This window comes from Desulfosporosinus sp. BICA1-9 (assembly GCF_000802135.1).
Map to the genome: position 1 here is coordinate 1 of NZ_JUEE01000264.1, position 21,447 is coordinate 21,447.

The 21,447-nt window shown below is 42.0% G+C and carries 23 protein-coding genes and 2 pseudogenes; 18 read left to right on the forward strand and 7 right to left on the reverse strand.

Features of this window, described 5'->3' with window-relative positions; translation table 11 throughout:
• From JL57_RS32925 to JL57_RS32975, 12 genes and pseudogenes are all read left to right on the forward strand, one after another.
• Window positions 1-551: HD-GYP domain-containing protein (locus tag JL57_RS32925; protein WP_034146090.1), on the forward strand; the 551-nt coding region annotated here is incomplete at its 5' end.
• Window positions 552-848: 297 nt separating this feature from the next.
• Window positions 849-2,027: an AI-2E family transporter gene (locus JL57_RS32930; RefSeq protein ID WP_034146091.1), complete on the forward strand. Its 1,179-nt coding sequence runs from the start codon at window positions 849-851 to the stop codon at window positions 2,025-2,027.
• 124 nt (window positions 2,028-2,151) lie between these two features.
• Window positions 2,152-2,352, forward strand: a complete 201-nt coding sequence (locus JL57_RS36150; protein ID WP_291300878.1) for a hypothetical protein — start codon at window positions 2,152-2,154, stop codon at window positions 2,350-2,352.
• The gene (locus tag JL57_RS36155) at window positions 2,300-3,127 is read left to right on the forward strand and encodes a nitroreductase family protein (protein ID WP_291300879.1); all 828 of its coding nucleotides are present in this window, start codon (window positions 2,300-2,302) and stop codon (window positions 3,125-3,127) included. Before JL57_RS36150 ends, JL57_RS36155 begins: the two co-directional genes overlap by 53 nt.
• A 76-nt stretch (window positions 3,128-3,203) precedes the next feature.
• Window positions 3,204-4,428 (forward strand): annotated as a pseudogene (locus JL57_RS32940) (4Fe-4S dicluster domain-containing protein).
• Between the two features lie 314 nt (window positions 4,429-4,742).
• Entirely contained in the window at window positions 4,743-4,985 is a 243-nt protein-coding gene (locus JL57_RS32945; RefSeq protein WP_034146092.1) for a hypothetical protein, read from the forward strand.
• A 315-nt stretch (window positions 4,986-5,300) separates the two neighbouring features.
• Window positions 5,301-6,356: a hypothetical protein gene (locus JL57_RS32950; RefSeq protein ID WP_034146093.1), complete on the forward strand. Its 1,056-nt coding sequence runs from the start codon at window positions 5,301-5,303 to the stop codon at window positions 6,354-6,356.
• A 21-nt stretch (window positions 6,357-6,377) separates the two neighbouring features.
• Window positions 6,378-7,991 (forward strand): hypothetical protein, encoded by a 1,614-nt coding sequence (locus JL57_RS32955; protein ID WP_034146094.1) that lies wholly within the window; start codon window positions 6,378-6,380, stop codon window positions 7,989-7,991.
• A complete protein-coding gene (locus tag JL57_RS32960; RefSeq protein WP_034146095.1) occupies window positions 7,988-8,689 on the forward strand; it encodes a DUF6063 family protein in 702 nt (233 codons plus the stop codon). The genes JL57_RS32955 and JL57_RS32960 overlap by 4 nt, the downstream gene beginning before the upstream one ends.
• On the forward strand, window positions 8,682-9,959 hold the full coding sequence (locus tag JL57_RS32965; RefSeq protein WP_034146096.1) for a hypothetical protein: 1,278 nt from the start codon (window positions 8,682-8,684) through the stop codon (window positions 9,957-9,959). Before JL57_RS32960 ends, JL57_RS32965 begins: the two co-directional genes overlap by 8 nt.
• 27 nt (window positions 9,960-9,986) lie before the next feature.
• Window positions 9,987-13,088 carry a hypothetical protein gene (locus tag JL57_RS32970; protein WP_034146097.1) on the forward strand — a complete coding sequence of 1,034 codons (3,102 nt, stop codon included), beginning with the start codon at window positions 9,987-9,989 and terminating at the stop codon, window positions 13,086-13,088.
• A 208-nt stretch (window positions 13,089-13,296) separates the two neighbouring features.
• A pseudogene (locus JL57_RS32975) lies at window positions 13,297-13,593 on the forward strand (YbaK/EbsC family protein); the annotation flags it as partial.
• A 62-nt stretch (window positions 13,594-13,655) separates the two neighbouring features.
• Here JL57_RS32975 and JL57_RS32980 read toward each other — a convergent pair.
• The 3 genes from JL57_RS32980 to JL57_RS32990 all read right to left on the reverse strand — a co-directional run bounded on the left by JL57_RS32980 (window position 13,656) and on the right by JL57_RS32990 (window position 14,695).
• A complete protein-coding gene (locus JL57_RS32980) occupies window positions 13,656-13,976 on the reverse strand; it encodes an MGMT family protein (protein WP_034146098.1) in 321 nt (106 codons plus the stop codon).
• Between the two features lie 151 nt (window positions 13,977-14,127).
• Window positions 14,128-14,436, reverse strand: coding sequence for a type II toxin-antitoxin system RelE/ParE family toxin (locus JL57_RS32985; protein ID WP_034146099.1), 309 nt, complete (start codon window positions 14,434-14,436; stop codon window positions 14,128-14,130).
• Window positions 14,423-14,695 (reverse strand): type II toxin-antitoxin system Phd/YefM family antitoxin, encoded by a 273-nt coding sequence (locus tag JL57_RS32990; protein ID WP_034146100.1) that lies wholly within the window; start codon window positions 14,693-14,695, stop codon window positions 14,423-14,425. Before JL57_RS32990 ends, JL57_RS32985 begins: the two co-directional genes overlap by 14 nt.
• Before the next feature lie 314 nt (window positions 14,696-15,009).
• On the opposite strand from JL57_RS32990, the gene JL57_RS32995 reads away from it, so the two are divergent.
• Window positions 15,010-15,891 carry a VOC family protein gene (locus JL57_RS32995; protein ID WP_034146111.1) on the forward strand — a complete coding sequence of 294 codons (882 nt, stop codon included), beginning with the start codon at window positions 15,010-15,012 and terminating at the stop codon, window positions 15,889-15,891.
• A gap of 320 nt (window positions 15,892-16,211) precedes the next feature.
• On the opposite strand, the gene JL57_RS33000 is transcribed toward JL57_RS32995, so the two are convergent.
• From JL57_RS33000 to JL57_RS33010, 3 genes are read right to left on the reverse strand one after another with little or no spacing between them, the layout of a single operon-like run.
• On the reverse strand, window positions 16,212-17,009 hold the full coding sequence (locus JL57_RS33000; RefSeq protein WP_034146101.1) for a membrane protein: 798 nt from the start codon (window positions 17,007-17,009) through the stop codon (window positions 16,212-16,214).
• Window positions 17,003-17,701, reverse strand: a complete 699-nt coding sequence (locus JL57_RS33005) for an ABC transporter ATP-binding protein (protein WP_034146102.1) — start codon at window positions 17,699-17,701, stop codon at window positions 17,003-17,005. The genes JL57_RS33000 and JL57_RS33005 overlap by 7 nt, the downstream gene beginning before the upstream one ends.
• Window positions 17,698-18,069 carry a GntR family transcriptional regulator gene (locus JL57_RS33010; protein WP_034146103.1) on the reverse strand — a complete coding sequence of 124 codons (372 nt, stop codon included), beginning with the start codon at window positions 18,067-18,069 and terminating at the stop codon, window positions 17,698-17,700. Before JL57_RS33010 ends, JL57_RS33005 begins: the two co-directional genes overlap by 4 nt.
• 226 nt (window positions 18,070-18,295) lie before the next feature.
• On the opposite strand from JL57_RS33010, the gene JL57_RS33015 reads away from it, so the two are divergent.
• The 3 genes from JL57_RS33015 to JL57_RS33025 all read left to right on the forward strand — a co-directional run bounded on the left by JL57_RS33015 (window position 18,296) and on the right by JL57_RS33025 (window position 20,278).
• Window positions 18,296-18,775: a MarR family winged helix-turn-helix transcriptional regulator gene (locus tag JL57_RS33015; protein WP_034146104.1), complete on the forward strand. Its 480-nt coding sequence runs from the start codon at window positions 18,296-18,298 to the stop codon at window positions 18,773-18,775.
• A gap of 113 nt (window positions 18,776-18,888) precedes the next feature.
• The gene (locus tag JL57_RS33020) at window positions 18,889-20,067 is read left to right on the forward strand and encodes an ArsA family ATPase (protein WP_291300880.1); all 1,179 of its coding nucleotides are present in this window, start codon (window positions 18,889-18,891) and stop codon (window positions 20,065-20,067) included.
• The gene (locus tag JL57_RS33025; protein WP_034146106.1) at window positions 20,060-20,278 is read left to right on the forward strand and encodes a hypothetical protein; all 219 of its coding nucleotides are present in this window, start codon (window positions 20,060-20,062) and stop codon (window positions 20,276-20,278) included. Before JL57_RS33020 ends, JL57_RS33025 begins: the two co-directional genes overlap by 8 nt.
• 31 nt (window positions 20,279-20,309) lie before the next feature.
• On the opposite strand, the gene JL57_RS33030 is transcribed toward JL57_RS33025, so the two are convergent.
• A complete protein-coding gene (locus tag JL57_RS33030) occupies window positions 20,310-20,519 on the reverse strand; it encodes a DUF2804 family protein (protein WP_034146107.1) in 210 nt (69 codons plus the stop codon).
• Between the two features lie 370 nt (window positions 20,520-20,889).
• Between JL57_RS33030 and JL57_RS33035 the strand changes: the two genes are divergently transcribed.
• Both JL57_RS33035 and JL57_RS33040 read left to right on the forward strand, forming a co-directional pair.
• A complete protein-coding gene (locus tag JL57_RS33035) occupies window positions 20,890-21,168 on the forward strand; it encodes a type II toxin-antitoxin system Phd/YefM family antitoxin (protein ID WP_034140668.1) in 279 nt (92 codons plus the stop codon).
• On the forward strand, window positions 21,165-21,447 hold a 283-nt coding region (locus JL57_RS33040), incomplete at its 3' end, for a type II toxin-antitoxin system RelE/ParE family toxin (RefSeq protein WP_034146108.1). The genes JL57_RS33035 and JL57_RS33040, both read left to right, overlap by 4 nt.

A 21,447-nucleotide genomic window follows, 5' to 3' on the forward strand; every position in this document is an offset into this window, starting at 1 on the left:
TTCTAACCAATGACTATATTGAGCTGTTATATCAATCCGCTCCTTTACATGATATTGGTAAAGTTGGGGTAAGGGATAGTATTCTTCTGAAACCGGGACGCTTGACTGAGGAAGAATTTGAAGAAATGAAAAAACACACCATTTATGGTGGAGAATCCTTAATGGTGGGTATTAAGGAATTAGGAGAAGATTCATTCTTGACCCTGGCGAAGGAAATTGCCTTAACACACCATGAAAGATGGGATGGGACAGGATATCCAAGAGGCTTATCCCAAACGGAAATTCCCATATCGGGACGGCTTATGGCACTCAGCGATGTGTATGATGCACTTATTAGTAAGAGAGTTTATAAAAACGCATTGCCCCATGATGAAGCTAGAAATATCATTCTAGAGGGCAGAGGAACTCATTTTGACCCAGATATTGTAGATGCTTTTATCATAACAGAAGTTAAGTTCATTAAAATTATGAGTAGATTTAGGGACAGATTGACTGCGGAGAACTACATTGAAACACTTGAAACAAAAAATCCCGGAAAAACTGGAAGTTGAGACATGAACAATAGAAGAACCGAGGCTTCGCCTCGGTTCTTCTATTGTTAGGTAGTAATGTGTAGTCTGCTGTATTCCAAATCGTCTTTACCTAAAATGAAATTCGTGCCAGTGAATATTAATAAAACCTATGGACCAAAGACCACTGATTGGTCTTCTTACGAGTTTTACCAGCGTAGTTATTGTCAATGATATATGAAAAAGGTATATTTAGGTAAGCTTACTGAAAATGCAAAGTCTTTAATGAGGGGTGGACGCATTTGTATACGAAATCTACAAGGATCACGGGAGGGTACTGTGGAATTTAATTGTAATTGGAACCGGAAATACACCACCATCGCGATGTACAGCTTCATTGTCATTGCGTCCAGCATCCTGTTCTTTCTTATCATGTCGGGACTGGACAACTTCACCCGAGTATTAGGGGGTTATTTTTCCGCCCTCGACCCCTTTATCTACGGGTTCGTCATCGCCTATCTCGTGAACTTCTTTTTAAACTTCTTCAAAGAGCAGTTGGGAAAGATTCCCTCGCTTAAAAAAATCAGAGAATCGCGGTTCCATATACTGTCCCTTCTCTTAGCTTATCTGGTTTCCGGGTTTCTTGTGTATCTCTTCCTCGCCTTCATTTTCCCGCAGCTCTTCGCTAGCATCACCGGGCTTGTCCGGAACATCCCAGACTACGTCCGCTCCTCGACGGAATACATCAAAAATCTATCGGACGATATTCTTCTTCTACCACCGGAAGTCGTCGATTTTATCAATGTACGCTTGGACGAGTTGGTGGTCTTCATTAATAACATCGCCCAGGACCTGGTCCCCATAGCGCTTTCCTTCCTTCGACACACCGCCCTCTCCGTCTGGAACCTATTTCTCGGCATTATCATCTCTATCTACATGTTGGCAGAAAAAGAGCGGTTCATCAGTATGGCAAAGAAAGTCAATTATAGTGTCTTCAACGTGAAGCTTGCAGACAAAATCCTCGAGCTTTTAGGACGCACCCAAAGAATCTTCAGTAGGTTCCTGGGAGGAAAAATCCTAGACTCCTTAATTATCGGCTTATTAACGTTCATCATCCTCACCATAGTGGATATGCCCTACACGCTGCTGGTTACGTTTATCGTTACTGTAACTAACATCGTCCCGTTCTTCGGACCCTTCATCGGAGCCATTCCTTCGGTGATCATCATCTTCTTCGAATCGCCGATCATGGCCTTCTGGTTCCTGATCATTATCTTTTTCCTTCAGCAACTGGACGGGAATGTCATCGGACCGAAAATCCTGGGAGATTCCCTGGGCATTTCTTCTTTCTGGATTCTCTTTGCCATCATTTTAGGTGGTAAGTTCTTTGGGTTTATCGGACTGATTATCGGTGTTCCGCTCTTTGTCCTTATCTACTCCATCGTCAAAGAGATTGTGGAAGTGCGCTTGAAAGCCAAGGGACTTCCGGTGGATACGAAAGATTATCTGCACAAATAGGTGTAATCTCAATCCTTTGGTGGATTTTAATTAAAATATTCGATGTATCAGGTTAACAAAGACCGATCACAAATGATGTACCTTGGTCGCTATGGAGTCTAAGCAGGAAAAGGAGCGTTATTTAATGTCAGATTCACAAGAGAAAATTTCCGTACAAGAAATACTTAGACAACGAGTTTCTTTGCGTCAGTATGCTGATTGGCCAGTTAAGGACGATGACATTATGACAATTATTGAGGGCGCCGACCGCCGGGAATATGATGATGTATTCGATGATTATAGTCTCGGATCAAGACTTAAAACAGCGCTTGAGCGAGACGTGTGATGATCAACCGTTTATCGCTAAAGCTCCGCTGGTTATTGTTTTCCTAGCAGATCTGCAGAGATGGTATGATTATTATCATGATTTGGGGGTTGCAGATTTTTGTATAGAACGAGAGCGGGAATTTTCTGGGCCAGATGAAGCGGGTTTATTGTTAGCAAGCTGCGATGCCTTAATTGCGGCCCAAAATGCTGTAATTTCGGCAGAAGCTCTTGGAATTGGATCGTGTTATATCGGAGATATAATGGAGAATTATGAAATACATAAAGAACTACTCAATCTTCCCCCGTATGTGTTCCCGATCACTATGCTCTGTTTTGGGTATTACCCGGAGGGCGAACGACCAAAGCCGAGGGATCGTTTCGATTCCAAATATATTGTGTCCGAAAATAAATATCAGCGCCTAACTGAGAAAGATCGGAAAGCTATGTTTGCAGCTCGGGCAGAAGGATTCAATCCCAATGGGACAGATAGTACAGAGCGGGGGCGAAGTATGTGGGCCCGAGTTAAAGGAAGAACGGAAAACGATCTATTACGACTTCCCTTCAAAAGAGCGTATATGTTTCGTCCGGGTTATATCCATCCGACAAAGGGTTTAAAAAGGACTAATAAATATTATCGCGCCATCTCATGGCTTTATCCTGTCGTAAAGCATCTTATTCCAAATCACACAATTTCCATGAGAGAACTGGGCATTGCCATGATTCATACTGTTAATAAAGGTTACGATAAATCAATCCTAGAGTGTAAGGATATTGCAAAGTTAGCCAATACATAGATATGGTTTTTGACTATGGAATTATTTTATATATTGGAATATAATCATCTTAAAAATATTTAAGATGAGGAGACCTATGGCACATAGAAGTATAAAATCTGGATTCCATCAATTGAGCGAACGACTTAATCGATTTCCTCAAGGGGCTCCGCCTTCCGAATATTTATCTAAGATCCTTAGTGTCTTAATGAATGATAAGGAAGCGAGAGTCATGTCGGCGTTACCCATAAAACCCTTCACAATCCAGACCGCCAGCGCAGCATTAAGAAAGAGTCAAGAAGATACTGAAAAGATACTGAAAAGATACTTACAGAACTTGCTTCTCGGGCCATATTGATTGATATTGAGAGTACGAAGGGCGAGAGAACCTTTCTTTTACCACCGCCTATGGCAGGTTTCTTTGAATTTTCCCTGATGCGTATCCGAGAAGACCTTGATCAGACCTTAATTTCTGAACTATTTTACCAATACTTAAATGTTGAAGAGGATTTTGTCCGGGATTTATTTGTGACTGAAACAAAGCTGGGAAGAATCTTTGTGAATGAACAAGCCTTAAGCACAGCGAATAATTTGCATATTCTGGATTACGAACGAACAAGCGAAATTATCAAGCTTGTGCTGCCCCCTTAGAGATATGCATGACCTTTGGGACTACCGCTGCAAGCCTCATAAAATATGGCCATGCCAGGGAAGTTGGCGTTTCAGAATGTTTGGGTTTGCTTGAAAAGGCTTACGACCACAATCTGGTTCAAATAGGGGAAAACGAACAAGAAGGGTTACCCTTTATTTGTAATTGTTGTGGTTGCTGCTGCGAAGCTCTGCTGGCCATCAAGAAATTCGGCACTTTAAATGCCATAAATACAACTAATTTTCTGCCTGAGCTTAGGAAAGATCTTTGCAACGGCTGCGGAAGGTGTGTCTTGGCCTGTCCAGTGGGAGCTTTAAAGGTAGTTTCACAATCCGTCACACATGATAAAGTAGTAAAGAAGGTAACGTTGGATGAAGAAGTATGCTTAGGTTGCGGTGTTTGTGTCAGAGCCTGTAACCGTGGATCGATCAAACTTAAGCACAGGAACAAACGGGTTATTACTCCGGTAAATTCTGTACATCGAATCGTGTTGTTGAGTATCGAAAGAGGGAAACTCCAGAATCTAATTTTTGATAACCAGGCTCATTATAGTCACCGGGCTATGGCAGCGATCCTGGGGGCTATTTTAAAAATGCCTCCTATCAAACAAATCATGGCTAGTGAACAGATGAAATCAAAGTATCTTGCGGCTTTAGTTAGAAATTATAAGTGATCAATGAAAGCCGTAATTTCTTGATACTGAGCTTCAAGGAACTCCTTTTTTGAAAAGGTGTTAAGATGCTGTCGAGAGCGCGCAAAAACACGAATTCTTGTAAATAGAAACAGCTGCTGGGCAGGGTTTGGCAGAAAAATGCAGAATTAAGTCATTGCTAAGACTTTGCTACAGCAAAGATTTGATTGGCTTGCTCAAATTGTGGGGAAATAGGTGGAAAGTTCAATGAGAGCCGTGTGTATAGATTTTGAAACAGCGAACGGCATATAAAAAAGTATTTAAATAAGGATAGAGGGTCAAGAAAGGAAAATAGCATGTCTAGTAATATCAAGAAAGATGCAGAATGGGCTGAAGCAAAAAAGAAATGTAGACTTAACGAAGAAACTGTGAAAATGGCCAAAGAGATGGGATTAAACCCAAGAAGTCTTATTAAAAATATACCCAACAAAAATGAACTGTGGAAGGCGCCGGTAAGTATTTGGATTCGGGAAATATATCAAGAACGCCAAGAAAAGGCCCTCAAGAAAAAGGCTCAGAAAGAAAAGGCCTCAGAATAATTAAATTATGTAGAGATTGTCAGAAACGCTAATGAAATCTCAAAACGGCAATAGTAGGGATATGAAAGAGGATGAAAAGAATAGATAAACAGTGAGAACAGCAGCTACCTTATTTAAGGTTAGCTGCTTTTGCTTTTTAAGCCAGTAGGCTAAGATTATTTCACACCTGACCGAGTTCATAAAAGGTTGAAAGACTACTAGATATCTCGATTCATATTAGCTTGCATAGTTGTCAATGATATATGAAAAAGGTATATTTAGGTGAGTCTTAGATAATATTTGCAAAGAATAGGGCGACTGAAAGAGGAGATCGGTATGAAACGACTCGAACAAGTTCTTAAAAATCCCAAGAAAACGATTTCTGATCAGGAACTACAACAGATCTTCCAAGAATCAGATTATGACCTCTTTCACACTGAAGTTGAAAGGTTGGTAGAGCGCGGAATTCTTAGTCCAGTAAAGTCTGCCAAGAGCAATGGACGCTTGCCGCCTCTCTTTAATAAATATCGAATTATCAAACCGCAAGCTGATAATACCGGTTACCTTGAGTCGATTCGTCGCCTCAATCCGGTTTTAAACCTTTCCGGTTATTTGCAAAGACCGGAATTATATAAAAAGCACTTGGAGATTATTGAAGGGATCAGTCGATATTTGTGGTTTGCTAAGGATTTATTAAAAATGCCCATGTCCCGTAAGGAACGGTCATTTTCGGTGTGGGGCAGGGAAAAGATGTTGGATGAGCATAGGGCCTTAGTTATGGAAGTGCTAAAGTTTAATCGCTTAGACGAGAACTTTCTTAATTATTACGATACTCCGGAACCGTTTTTTGAGTATATTCATGACCGTGGCGAGCCCATGACTATCTTAGTGATCGAGAATAAAGACACTTGGTTTACCTTCAGAAAGCTGATGCAAGCTACGGGCAAAAATTGCATTACAGGCAGGGTCGTCAATGTGCTCCTGTATGGTGAAGGAAATAAAATTACTAAACAAAGGGCCTTGGAAGACTATAGCGCCACTATGTTAGGTGGACAAGGGGACCAGGCTGGCTCTTCTGGACAGGCAGCCCGCTTTCTCTACTTTGGTGATCTCGACTGGGAGGGTATCCGTCTGTTTTTTCGTACCCGCGAAGCCAACCCGACCCTCGAGCTAAAACCCTTCTCCCCTTTGTACCGGCTTATGCTCGAAATGGGTCAATCGCTTGAACTGCCAAAATCTCTCGATCAAAGAGGAGTTAGTGCTCCACTTTCAGAATTTCTCGCCTTATTGGGATTGCCTGAGGAGGAGAGCCTCGGAGCTTGGTTGGCTGAGGGTAAGTACATACCTCAAGAAATTATTAATTATCAGGTGGCAGCAAAGATTATAAAGTAGAAGAAACGAGGCTTCGATAGAGTGGCTACGACAAAACTTGAGTTTCTAGACGGCTTTGAACAGAGGATGAAGCTGGTTGCGGCGATTGACTCCATTATCAATCGCGGCAATCGAAAAATGGAATTTGAGCGCTTGTTCGAGCCTGGGCAGTTAGATAACATCATCCTTTCTGTCCTTGTGTTCATCATGGAGAGGACGTTAACCGAGGACGAAGATTGTACCATGGAGAGTATCGCTAACTTTGTTGCTCAGATCCTCCCAGACTATTCTCTGAACCTGACCTCGGACATCCATCGAAAGCTGACCGAATACATCATCAAGGACATACTGCAAAATGGCGGTGAGGCCAGGTACTACCCAGTCATGAAGTATGGCCAGGGCATGGAACAACTGCGGATCAGACTGATTGATGACAAGCTCATCGATGATCAGCGCGGCTATGTCTTAAATTATCAGCTCACGGATCAAGGGTATGACTTACTCTTTCGAACCAAAGAAGTTGAGCAGGAAATCAGTTTTACAATAGAAGAACTGAAACTCAGAGAACTGATTAAACGTAAAAATTACAAGAAAGCCATCGGGCAAAGTGCGAACTTGGTCCAGATGATCCGGCAAAAGAAGAACGATATCAGGCAGTTTGTCCAGAAAGTCCGAGAAAACATTTACGACGTGAACATCGAAGAATTTGAACGCTTAGTCTCCAGTACCTATACCTTACTCGAAGAAGAGTACGGCATGATGAATGAGATTCGCGGCATGATTGTGCTTTCGGAAGAACGCCTCAAAGAAGAGGAAAACACTCGGGGAGCGTTGGATGAGCAAATGACGAAAGCACGCTCAGAGATTGCTGTGATCCGACGAAATATCAATCTAACCATTGGAGAACAAAAGGAATTGATTCTTGAGCGTCTCAGTCTGTCACGAATCTACAAGGAAACCATTGCCGATTCCTTTGCTCTGTCGAGGGCCCGTTATTATGACCTTGAACAAGTCATCTTGAAACCCCTAGAGCAATGTGAAGAAAACAAGGTTCCCTATCTCTGGCAATTATTAAACCCCTTATTCAAGCCCAATCCGGACCGCACACTTAACTTACTAACCTTGTTTGAACGGCAAGCACGACTCAAACAGGAAGAAGAGGGGTCTCAGAGTATTGTCGTAGAGGAATTAGGTGAAGACAAAGAACTGCTCAGAATTAGTAAACTAAACGACAGTAATATCGAATTTATCCGGAGCCTATTAGAGTTTGCCCATCGCAAACGGGAGTCCTTTAGATTTAGCGAGTTCTTTCAGGATCTCGAAACTCAACAAAATATCTTTAAAGAATTAACGATAGACGATTTGATTTTCAAGACGATGTTAAAGCTCTATGATCTCCAAGTGATCGATATAAAGAAATGGAAAACACAGCAGGAAGATGTGGTCGCGAATGCCACAGGGGAACTTGATGTCAGCTATTGTCTGTATCGTATTATGCAATATACACAGCCGGACTTATTTGGAATCAAAAAATTAGAGATTAGTAAACCGGACGAACACCTATTTGCTCAAGAAATAGAGGCCCAGATCGGGGACGGGAAGTTTAGCAGGCGCATCGCTATCAGCGATTTTAGGATTGAGGTGAGCTTTGAGTGAGCGATATTAAAACGGCGCTCAAGATCTATCGGAAATTAGTCGAAAAGGGACAGCTGGATCGAGAAACTGAGGGGGATCTCTTCCTGGAATTTCGCAATGTGGAAGTCAGGGCAATCCTGGCCGAATTTGAAGAAGAACTCGATTTTAAGACCATCGAAGTGGCGGGAACGCTTTATCTGCTTCCTAATAGCGGGAACGGTGTTTTGGGCTTTACGACGAAGGATATCCGGGAGAGTGTGGCAACGGATGCTAGACTAGTGGATGCCTACTTACTTAGCTATATTTCCATGTTCATTTTATACTTATTTTATGGTGGACGGAATCGGAATCCCAAGCAGCGAGAGTTTTTAAGAATTAGCAAGTTAATTGAAGAACTGGACAGGCGCTTTGCCATGGCCTTGGCTGATCGTGAGCAGGTGAAGGTGCTAGAGGAAAATTATGCCCTTAATTTTACGAGGATTGCAGAACTATGGGATAGCAAACAGGACTTCGAGGAAAGAGGTCGTAAAACTAAAACAGGTACGATCTTAAATACTTGTCGACTCTTAGAGCGAGAAAACCTACTCAGACTCGTGGATGAGGATCGGGAACTACGTCCCACCCGGAAACTGGATGACTTGATGCTAAATTACTACCTGGACGATAGCCGAGTAGAAGAGATAAAAGGGTTCTTCGAAGGAGCTGAGCTGGATGCCTAGAATCAATCGAATTCGGATTATTAACTTTTCGTACAATAATGATTCGCGGCATATTCAGGATGAAACCTTTAACTTTCACGGTGGAGAAAACGCCCTCCTTAGCTTAGCCAATGGCGGGGGAAAAAGTGTCTTGGTTCAGCTCCTATTTCAGCCCATCGTTCCAGAAATCAGAATTCAAGGCCGTCGCATCAACGCTTTTTTCCGCAAGAAACGCTTACCGGCTTATGTCCTGATCGAATGGAAGTTAGATGGGGCCGGCGGCTATCTACTGACGGGTATCGGAATGGTGTCCGCAGAAGTTTCCGGGGTTGAGGATGAGAAAAACAAGGTGAAGTATTTTACCTTCACGTCAAACTATCCTGGCTCGAACGCTTTCGATTTAGCCCATATCGAGCTAGTTAAACAAAGCGGCAATATTCTGGAGATCAAGCCCTTTAGAGAGGCTTGGGAGATGATGGCCGATAAGGAGAAGAAAGATCTTTATCATTTTGGCTGTTTTTACGATGATGATGGGGACCGCTACCGAAAACGTCTGGCTGAATTTGGGATTGCCCAGGATGAGTGGAGAAATATTATCGCCAAAATCAATGATAGCGAAGGCGGTTTAGACGAGATTTTCCAAAAGTATAAAAACTCCAGCCAATTGCTCAACGATTGGATCATCAAAACCATCGAGAAAGTGATCTTCAAAGATCGTTCTGAAGCTCACAGACTAGAGGAAATGTTGGCAGGTTTAGTGCGGGAGGTCATCGAGAATGAACGCTTTATCTTAGAAAAGCAAGTTCTCGACGAATTTCTGGGGGTCTATGGAGAGCAAGTAGGGGCTTTAGTCGAACTGCTTAACCGCTTGGAAGAACAAAAACTTATTGGAGGTAAACTGGCGGCCTTAAACAGTTATTTAAACACTGAAACCATCGTGCTGAAAGGAACTCACGAGCAAAATAAAGAGGAATTAGTCACCATTAACCAAGAACAGCTGCGAATCAACCTAGAGGAACGCTCCAATACGTATTGGTTAAGAAGTGACGAGCATGCTTTGGCTGCCTCAAGACTGGCAGAGGCTGAAAAGAATAGTCAAGAAAACGAAGATAAGCTTGAAGCTGCAAAACGGTCCGGAAAAATAATGCAAGCTGCTGGCCTAAGAGCTGAGATCAGAGGAAAAGAAGCCGATCTTTCCGGAATCGATGAAAAGTTGGCCACTTCTAGGTCACAATGCGATACGGATGAGAGGATGCGTAATCTGGAGTATTCCCTCAAGAAATTATCTTAAGAAACAATACAAACCCTAGAGTTAGCTTTGTCACGCCTAGGTGAGAAAAGAACGGATCAGAGAACTGCACTGGATCAGCTCAAACGCGACTCCACGAAGCTGGATCGGGACTTAATGAACTATGCGGGAGACAAAGGGAGCCTTCAGCAACAAACTAAGCAATACGAGGCTCATGAACGGGACGTTAAAACCAAGCTTAAACTCAGCCTAAATAGAAATCTGCTGGGAGAACTCTCAGCAAAGGATATTGAGAAGACACGTCTAGAGCTTAAGAAGACCCAGGATAACTTGCAACTAGAGGGTAAAAGACGGGTCGAGGAAAGAACTAAGATTGAACAAAAACAACTGGAGGCGGAACAAGAACTTCAAGGATTACAGGAAGCAAAGTCTAACGAAACCAATCTCCTTCGTGGCCTAGAGCGAGAAATTGCTGAATATGAGCAACAGGAACAGGAAATTCAAGGGATTCTCCAAAAGTTTGGCTTTGACTTTGAACTACGCTTTGACAGGGAACGTCTCCGCACAGCCTTTAGCCAGCTGCTCAAAAACTTGGATCAAAGCCTCGAAGAAGCGGTGCGGATTCGTGATGATTCTACCGAGTCTCTTACTTCACTTAAAAACGGGAGACTGCATATCCCCGAAGAAATTATCTCTATTCTGGCCAATCAGGATATTCAATATGACACCGGCGAAACGTATTTGCGCAACCAGCCCCTGGAAATTCGGCAAACAATGCTGGCTAGAAATCCGGTCTTGCCCTATGCCCTGATTTTAGCCAGGGAGAATATAGAACTCTTAGCCCAGTCTATGAACCGAATGACCATGCGACGGGTTATTCCGATTATTGCCTATGAGGACTTAGGTGTCAGTTTGACGAGCGAGGACAGATTTGTTCAGACCAGTGAAGGACTTTCTCTCGTTTGTCTGTATGAGGGCAGGGTCTTTGACAATGCTAGCCTAGTGAAACTTGAAGAGGAATTGAAACAAAAGCAAACAGAAGCGCTGGAACAGTATCAACATTATTCCGAGGAGCGCAATGAAGCAGTTGCTAAACAGGCCATCTGTGGGCGTTTTGTCTATAAGGCGGAGTATCGCTATGTCCTGGGTAAAAAGTTAACTGCCAGTGAAAAGCAGCTCCAGACAATTCAAACGAGAACGGATCTCCTTAAAATGGAAAAGGCAACCCTCCGCACTGCTCAGGAAGAACTTGAGCAAAGGATCCAAGAAATGAAGGCTTCTCTACAAAAAGCGCAAGTTGCCGTTGAGACGTTTGAGACCTGGATGGAACAAGAAGGAGACTACCAAACCTGTCGGAGAAAGCTCGCGGAAATCATTGAAGCGATAACCGGCTCAGAGGGGAAAAAGTCAGAATTGACCGCAAGCCTAGATAAGCTGCAGGCAGAGAGCGGAAAATTATCCTTAGAGATTGAGCGGACCGAAAGCGCATCGAGGGATATCCGAAAAAAGTACATCTCCTATCAGAATGCGCCGGAAGCAGAACTAGTCGAGGGTACGCTAGAAGACTTGGAGGCACGACTTAGAGCCTTGAAGGCGTCGTATAGCGGAGAAATTGAGCAACTGGAAAAACGTAAAACTGAACTGCAGTCGGAATGTGAGAAAAAGGAAAAAGAGATTACTAAACTAGGTCTGCTGGAAAGCGACTATCATGGAGTAGTCTATGATGAAGGAACGGTTGAGGCAATTCATGCGGAGATCAACAGCCTGGAAGCGTTAAGTAGGAAGAGACAGCAGGAGGAAAAGAAAGCAGTTAGAGATGAGGGATCGGCAGATACAGCTCGTGCCAACGCACTTGAGGAAATAAAAAAACTGGGCGCAGAATCCCCTCTCAGTCCTGAAGATATCAAAGGGGATTTCCAAGAACGGCGTTATAAGCTATCGAGGCAGCATACCAAACTGCTCCAAGAGATCGAGCTCATATCTCGAAAAATCAGCGATTATCACAAGTTGATGGAACAAATCAGTTCCTATAGCAACGGAGTGAGCTTTGAACCGGTAAAAGGGTTCCGCCCTGAACAGGATATTAAGGCTCAAACTAGGGTGTTAGGAGAAGGCTATCGTAGTGTGGAAACCAAGAACCGTACCCAAACCGACGCCCTCAGAAACAAGTATATCGGAATGAAAGCCGACTATCGGGAAAGAAATACGAACATCAGCAATATCTTTAAAGGGCTTGATCTGCTTTGGGAGAAGGTTGATATGGATTATGACAGTTATTATTATCTTTATGAACGCATGAGCCTGCATAAAGATAAGCTTCGGGAATTAATTCAACTTCATGAAAACCAACTCTCCAATTTAGAGCGAAACAAAAAGGATATGATTCAACAGAGCCTACTCCATGGGATGAGGTTTTTTGAAGAAATAGAATGGATATCCGACCATTCCAAGGTACGTCTGCAAGGAAGAAGCAGACCTGTGCAAATGCTCAAGATTGAACTATCCTTGGATTCTAGTGATGCCGCAGGGATGCGGATGAAGGAATACATTGAAGAGTGTATTTTGAAAGTGCGCGAGGAAACCAGAGCGGAAAAAAGCGAGGAAGACGTCAAAAAGGCTGTCGCTAAATTGATGTACAGCCGAGAATTATTGAATGTCTATTTGGGTAATTCGAATATTCCTGTCAAGGTCTTTAAGATTGATCTTAACATGCAAAATAGCAGTCTTAAGACCTGGGAAGATGCCGTGCGAGAGAACTCAGGTGGGGAAAAGTTTGTCGTCTACTTCTCCGTACTCTCGGCCTTAATGGCTTATACCCGATCCCGTACCCTAGAAGCTGCGGGTGCCGACGAAGAAAAGGATTCCAGTGTCTTGGTGATGGATAATCCCTTTGGCCCTATATCTTCGGAACACCTGCTCAATCCACTCTTCGAAATTGCCAAAAAACACCGCACTCAGCTCATCTGTCTTTCCGATCTGAAACAAAACTCGATTATGAATTGCTTTAACTTAATCTACATGCTGAAGGTAAGGACCAGTGCCATCGGAAGTAATGAGTATCTAAAGTTTGAAGAACTTATTCGGGATGAAAACGCGATTCAGAACGATGAAAAGCTGGAAAAAGCCATTTTCAGGGTTTCTGAGGCTAAGCAGATCAACTTATTCGATTAAGGATCGAGGGTTAAGAAAGGACAATCACATGGCTAGTACTACAAAAAAAGATGCCGAATGGGCTGAAGCAAAAATGAAATGCAGACTGAAAGAGTTTGTTTAATACTGCCTGATCTTTGTTGTTACCATTGGTAGATGGGCATGTGTAAAAGTGTTAGAGAGAATCATTCCAACTAAAAAATAAGAAGGTAACCTATGCAAAACACGTAAAAAGTTTAGGACAAAGGATTTATCCAGACAAATTAGTTCGTCTAGATTATCGTTTGCCGAGGCTGAAGAGATGGAGATGTATTTGAATATAAAACCGGGATCAGTCAGTGTATTAGGTCTCATGAACGATGTAAGCAAATCTGTACAGTTGTTGATTGATAAGGAAGTTTTGCATGGTGAATACGTCGGATGTCATCCGTGTGTCAATACCTCCAGCTTGAAGATCAGGACCTCAGACCTGCTTACAAAGTTTTTGCCCTATACCGGACATGTACCGACCCTGGTGGAATTGTGAGACAAAATTTTGTTCGGCGGCATAGGCGATGAGATCTTCCATTTGGGCATCTATCTCGCATTTCAATTGCGGTGAACTATGAACACCATTCCCCACAGATGCTTTTTCAAATCCACGCACCCGTTTTCCTTGAAGTGGATACCTTCGTTGGATAGGAGTTGTTTTTGATCTGTCCATCCGGGAGTTAAACGACCTTGGTAGTTCACAACCCGATGGCAAGGGATGTTGAGGAAATCTGGGGCATGATGCAGTGCTTTTCCAACCATTCTTGAACGTCGCGGGTAACCTGATAAGAAGGCAATCATTCCGTATGTGGCGACATTACCGAAGGGGATATCCTTGACAATCTCATAAACTATATTTGAGAATTCTTTTCTGTTCAATCTTATTCACCTGGCCAATCTTCTTCTGTCAGTTTGCGCAGTAGTGGGAATGTGTTGTTTTTTGTGGGAGACAAACAAAAAGGGACATATTCCAGATATTTACCTAATCTATCGGGACATGTCCTTGGTATTTAATTTATCTGGCTCAAATTTAGAGGATTCGAGGGAAATTCTGTTTGCAGTGAAGCACACGATGAACTTCCACAGTATTATCCTCCATAACCAGGATATAGAACACTAGATAGGGATCAACAACGATCATGCGATAGCCCTGTTCAGCGATCTTTTTGTCTAACGGCATTGGACCCATGAGTGGAAATTCCGCCAGCCTGCCTATGGACGCTTTTATATTTTCATACATTCTGATAGCGGCATCGCGATCATCTAAGCGAATATGCGCAACAATGGCTTTCATGTCATCTTGCGCAATCTGCATGATTCTAATTTTATAATTTGCCATGTGCCAACACCTTCAGTTCGCTCATCGCTTCGTCGAAGTCCAGCATAGGCACACCATTGGCTTTTTGTAATCGAGCTTCCAGCAGCTTTTCGCGGATTTCCAGTGCTCGTTCGCGCTTCTCAAAAGCGTCAATACTCATTACGGTTAAATCGCCTTCGCCGTTGACGGTAACATACACCGGTTCGCCGGATTCATGGCAGTACTTGGAGATTTTGCTATAATCGTTCCGCAGTGAGGTGGACGATTTGATGGTCGGCATACTTTATAGCTCCTTCAAATTAGTTCTATCATAATTCTGCCTATATTATACCTTAATTAATTTGGCGGGTCAATTTCACATCTGATAAATTCCATCTCATATCCCAAACGCAGTGTGATCTATGCAGGAACCATGAATTCGGGTCTAAAGAATCGAGAGCTACATTATGCAGACTCACCATCCTTAATCGGTCGATATGATATTTCAAGTGGAAGGGATTAGTGTGGCAATAGCAGTTTTTCTCCAAACTTGGATTCTCTTCAAATACGCAGTATAATTGAGGAAAATCTGCCTGAATGCGAGGGAAGACCTATATGCAAAAGATTGTCCCACACTTATGGTTTGACAAGGAAGCCGATGAGGCAGCAAAATTCTATATGTCTCTATTTGAAGGATCAAAACTCAAGGACAAAACCATCTTAAATGATACACCCTCAGGATCCGTGGATATGATCACAATTGAGCTTGCAGGACAAGAATTCATGCTGCTGTCAGCGGGTCCATTATTTAAATTCACCCCTGCGGTATCATTTCTCATCGCTTGTAGTTCTGTTGAAGAGGTTGAAGGGTTATGGGAGAAACTTATCGAAAATGGCGCAGCGCTCATGCCAATTGACGCCTATCCGTTTAGCGAAAAATATGGATGGGTGATTGACAAATACGGCCTTTCTTGGCAAGTGATGTACATGGGTGATTTCGAGCTTAAGCAGAAAATAACCCCAACCCTTATGTTTGTCGGAGATCAGTGTGGAAATGCAGAAGAGGCCATCCAATTCTATACAACATTATTTAAAGATTCGAGCGTTGGTCATATTCTTAGATACGGCGAGGATGCTGCCCCAAACGGAGCTAATGCGATTCAACATGTGGACTTCGTACTTGAAAACCAAACATTTGCAGCTATGGACAGCGCCTATGAGCACAACTTTACGTTTAATGAGGCTATTTCATTGATGGTGATGTGCGATACACAAGAAGAAATAGACTATTATTGGGAGAAACTATCTGCTGTTCCTGAAGCAGAACAATGTGGTTGGTTAAAAGACAAATACGGATTTTCATGGCAGATTGTTCCTACGATGATGAATGTAATGATGCAAACTAAGGATGCTGCAAAATTGGTACAAGTGACGGAAGCATTTCTTAAAATGAAAAAATTTGATATAGCAGAAGCAATAAGGGCCTATGAAAAATAAGTGTTTGGATCGGGATTACAGATAGTTCAAGAGGAAAAGTTGTTGTTCAAATGTTTGTAAAACAGTAGTCATGACTTCACTACAATCGATGGAGGATTGGCGATTCTCGATTGACAAAAACCCGCTAGCTGATATCCAAATATCAGCTAGCGGGTTCTGCATTCGCTTAGCAGAGGCTGTTCACAGCGTTTGCTTATTACTATTGGATACGCTAAGGTTCGCTCTTTTTATAGCCTGATCCATGTAGCTACGATTAATGGATGTCGGATTGAAGTTAGCTATGGCCAATGATGGCTAGCGTGACATTATTGAAGAATCTTTTATTCTAAATTTAGCCGTTTACTTAAAATGAAATTCGTGATAGCAAAGTAAGCAGCACTTAGAAGTCCTGTGAAAATAATTCCACCAGCAATCACCCATTGAATTAGATGCTGCATGCCTATGAAATCATTAGAAGAGATATGGATATCGGGAAAATAGGCTTCAGGGATCAAACCTATGAGCGTGAAAAGGATTTGGGAAAGAGTACTAAGGGCAATGAAGGCTCCGAAGGAGGCCAACATTCTATGCTTACTGAATAAGTGTCCAAGGGCAATCGAGGCATATAAGATCAAGATGCCTGAAGCTAAGCTTATTAAAACGCCTATGATAATCTCAACCGATAAAAGGTACATCGAAGCGCCCAATTGCTCATACACTTGGTCATAAACAGTTAGTAATCCCACCACGATTTTAGTGATGTCTCCTTTTTCAAGAGTAATAATCAAGATCGAAATCAAGGCAGCGATTCCACTGGTCACCATCCACAACATAGAAACCAGAAGCTTGCTGAGAATATGTTTCCAGGGCTTTACGGGCAGTGTAAGCATCAAATAGCCTTCATCGGAAAGCAGATTTTTATAAAAACGTTGAATCATCATAATAAAGGTCATCACGAACATCCCCACCATAATAATGATATAGATGGCCATGCTGATGCTGGCGGGGGCATCCCATTTCTCGGGACCTATCGAATAAATCAATCGTGTGATTCCTGCAAACATCAGCAAAGCGAGGAATAGTGGGAGAAATATTCTTCCAGTGGCTTTTAGTTCGTACTTTAAAAGCTTGCTTAACATTTGAACACCTCCCTGAATAAAGCATCGACAGATTTACCCTTTTCGTCCCGGATATCATCCACAGACGAGGTCAAAACCACTTGGCCATGATTGATAAACACTACATAATCCAAGATATTCTCGATATCTGAAATGAGGTGGGTCGAGATAATCACCGTGGCATTTTCATTGTAATTGCGAAGAATCGTTTGCAGAATATAATCCCTGGCTGCCGGGTCCACTCCGCCGATAGGCTCATCCAAAAGATAAAGTTCTGCTTCACGGCTCATAACAAGAATTAACTGCACTTTTTCCTTTGTTCCTTTAGACATGGTTTTCAGTCTGTCATTAGGATTGATATTGAGGATTTTAAGCATATCGTAAGCCTTCTCCGGTTTAAAATCCTCATAGAAATCGGAGAACAGCTCAATGATTTGGTGTACACGCATCCAATCATTCAAATAAGTCTTTTCCGGGAGGTAGGAGACGATTTTCTTGGTCTCGGTACCAGGCTTCTTACCTCCAATGAGAATACTTCCCCTGGTGGGAGTCAAGAGTTCGTTGGCAAGCTTAATGATGGTGCTTTTTCCGCTGCCGTTCGGTCCCAGCAGCCCTACGATTTGCCCGCGCTCTATCTTGAGATTAACGGCAGATACCGCTACGTTACTTCCAAATTTTTTGGTAAGGTCGTTGCATTCTAAAATGGCGCTCATTTCTTCATCTCCTTTACCATGTTATCAATAATGGTTAAGATCGACCTTTGTTCAAAGCCCATCAAATGCATCTTTGCTAAGAATTCCGAGATTTGCTCCTGAGCCAATTTAGTTTTTGCCATTTCTACCATACGTGCATCCTCCGTTATCGACCGACCGCTTGTGCGGTGGGTAATGATGAGTCCATCTTCCTCCAATTTTACTAAAGCCCTCTGCATGGTATTAGGATTAACTGCAGCCTCTTGAGCCATATCTCGTACCGAAGGCAGTTTGGACCCCAGGGGATAAACACCGGAAAATATCATCAGCTCAATTTGTTCAATCAGCTGGGTGTAAATAGGTCTGTCAGATTTTAATTCCCATGGCATTTGCATCACCCCTTGTATTATTGTATTAAACACTTAATACAATAATACATCATTTCAAATAATTGTCAAGCTTCAGAAGAATATAGGCAATACCTGCTACAACAACGCTTTCTACGGAAATCTTACCGAAAACACTTGACAAAGATTAATCAAAGAGTTAATTTATATATAGAATAGTTCTCCTGGAGAAGTATTCGTCTGAAGTATTTTAATCGGGGGTTCGTCAATGGTTCAGAATGAAGTTTTAGATTTAGTACTGGATAATTTGCGTAAAGTTTTTTATCCTGAAGAGTGGATACAGCTAGACTTAGCTGTTTCAAAGACTGAGCTTTTGGCTATGCTGATTGTGGACAGATACGGGGAAGTGATTATGAGCCAGATTTCCGATTATATTAATGCTCCTCTCAGTACGACAACAGGGTTAGTCAACAGGTTGGTTAAAAACGGGTATCTGCAAAGGGAAAGGAGCGAAGAGGACCGACGGATCGTTGCTATCAGACTTACAGATAAGGGAAAAAGCATGATGACAGAGGTCAAAGAAAGCATTGGATCCTACCTGGAACGAATCAATACGGTACTATCCACGGAGGAACGGCAAACTCTTTTAAAGATTTTCATGAAAATAGTCGATGCTTTAAGTCGGGAAGATATTGTATCTGGAGATAATCAGTTAGAAAAAGTCATTAGAAAAATACCCATCGAATAAGAGATGGGTTAAATTTTTAAAGAATACTTCGCATTAAGTACTATTTGCACAAGGAAGAGTATTGATCAAGAAGTATCATTTAGGTGGCAATAATAACTATTCAGGAGGGAAAAATGATGAGAATTATTTTATACACGGGAAAAGGCGGGGTAGGTAAGACCAGTATTGCTGCATCGTCAGCAGCGCAAAGTGCAAAAAACGGCAAAAAAACCCTAGTGGTAAGTACTGACCGGGCTCATAGCCTCGGGGATTCTCTAGATATAAAGTTATCCCCTGAGCCACAAGAAATCCGACCTAATCTTTGGGCCCAGGAAATTGATTCGGTGCATGAAGTTGAAAAGGGCTGGGGTCAAGTACAAAAATATTTAACGACTCTGTTCACTGCGAAGACTATTAAAGATATTACCACAGAAGAATTAACGGTTTTTCCCGGGATAGAAGATTTACTAAGTCTCTTGAGAATCTTGCAGTATTACAAACAAAATACGTTTGATGTTATTGTCATCGATTGTGCGCCGACCGGAGAAACTTTGGCCTTGCTCAGTTTTCCGGAAATGCTCAGGTGGTGGATGGAAAAGCTTTTCCCGATGAAACGAAAAGCAATTAAGTTTTTGAAGCCCGTGGCTGAGCCGCTGCTTGGGATTCCTATGCCTACCGATTCAGTCATGGCGGAGATCGATAATATCTATCATCAGCTTGATGAAATGCGTCAGATCTTCTCTGACCGTGCAGTGACCAGTATTCGTATTGTCGTTAACCCGGAAAAAATGGTTGTCAAAGAAGCCCAACGAAGTTTCACTTATTTAAATATTTACGATTTCAATGTGGATGCGGTCATAGTTAATCGAATCATACCTGATAATGTTTCAGATCAGTATTTTTCGGTTTGGAAGGATATTCAGAAGAAGTACAAAGCAATGATCAAAGATAGTTTTTCCCCTCTGCCCATCTATCACGTACCCCTTTTTGAACAGGAAATTGTGGGCTTGGAAATGCTAGACAGGATGGGTGAAGAGATTTTTAAAGGAGAAGACCCGACCACGATCAAATACAATGCCCGAACTCAGAAAGTAACCAAGGAAAATGACGAGTATGTTATGGCGATTTATATGCCTTTCACCACCAAAAAGGATCTTTCCCTTAACCAAAAGGCTGATGAGTTAATTATCAAGGTGGGAAACATCAAACGAACTATTACCTTGCCTAGAACCCTGGAAAATCTAACAGTAATAGGTGCCAAATTTGAAGACGAAACCCTAATGGTCAGGTTCGGAGGTGTATTCAATGAATGAGGAATTGCTTAAACGCATGCTGAATATGAAAATTTCTTTAGTCCGTAAAGTAGTTGAACAATTGCCAGAGTCCATTCAAAAACCAGTCAAAGACTTGGAAACACAGATGATGCGGGCTCTCTATGATATCAGCAAAGAAAACGTTGAGAAAGCGTCAGCGGGTGAAAATTCTAAACAAGCAAGTGGGTTGAAGGTTATCGATGTGGAATAGAACAAACACGTGCATCGCCGAGGACAGTTAATCATCCATATTCAGGCGGAAGGCATTCGTTACTGATTATACACCAATAATTCCATTTCTTTTTGCGTAGCCACTGGCCAGAAAGATTGCAGTTAAACACGGGATTTCTGGACCAGCCAATACTGTCCCTAAGTACTTTGCCGTTGCTAGCACAGAGATTTACAGAGTCATAAATCTCTTTCTCTTTATAAAATTCCTTCTTTCTCTTCATCAGAACACCTCTATTAAATTTATTTGCAATATTCAATTATATCATTGAAGATGAGTGCGTATGAGTTGATAAAGAATAATACTTAAACAACAATCCCGCCTCTCAAAGAGACGGGATTCAGTCTATAATATTTTCCCGGAATAAAACGCCTATTTTGCTTGGGGTGATGGGTATTAACTTTCTGCTGACCGGTGATAATGTGGCGATTGCCAATTCACAGAATAATTTTTTTTCGCTGGGAACTCATTCCCATAATCTATAGTATAATAAACCGTCCATAGTGAATTTGTCTGGAATTATATGGTTGATGACGTAGTCGTATTATGATATAATATGACTATTAGAAAGTATATTGGAAAGAGGTGATACCATGGAGAAAATAATCCGGCCGTCAGCAGATTTAAGAAATCATTACAGTGAAATATCAAAACAGTGCAAAGAAACGAGAGAAGCTGTTATTATTACGGTAAATGGAAGAGGAGATACGGTAGTTCTTGGATTACAGGATTACTATCAGCTGAAATCAGAATTAGAGCTGTTGAAAACGTTAGCTGAAGCAGATGATGATGTGAAATCTGGACGAGTGGCACCGATGAAGGATTCGTTTGACGAACTTCGGGCATCTTTATTGGAAAGGAAGAATGTATGAAGTATAAACTACTGAGAACGGATAAGGCAGAGGAGCAACTCCGTGAAATCATATTTTATATAGCAGATGATTCAGGAGACGTCGATATTGCACTGGGATATCTGGACAAAATTAAAACAGCAGTCAATCGTCTGCAAGATTTTCCGGAGTCAGGAAATATACCAAGATATTCAATTTTGAAAAAGCAGGGTTATAGAGTAATTATTGTTGAAAGGCATCTGATATTTTATAAATTCAATAAAGATGAGAAGACAGTTATTATATATGCCATTGTGGATG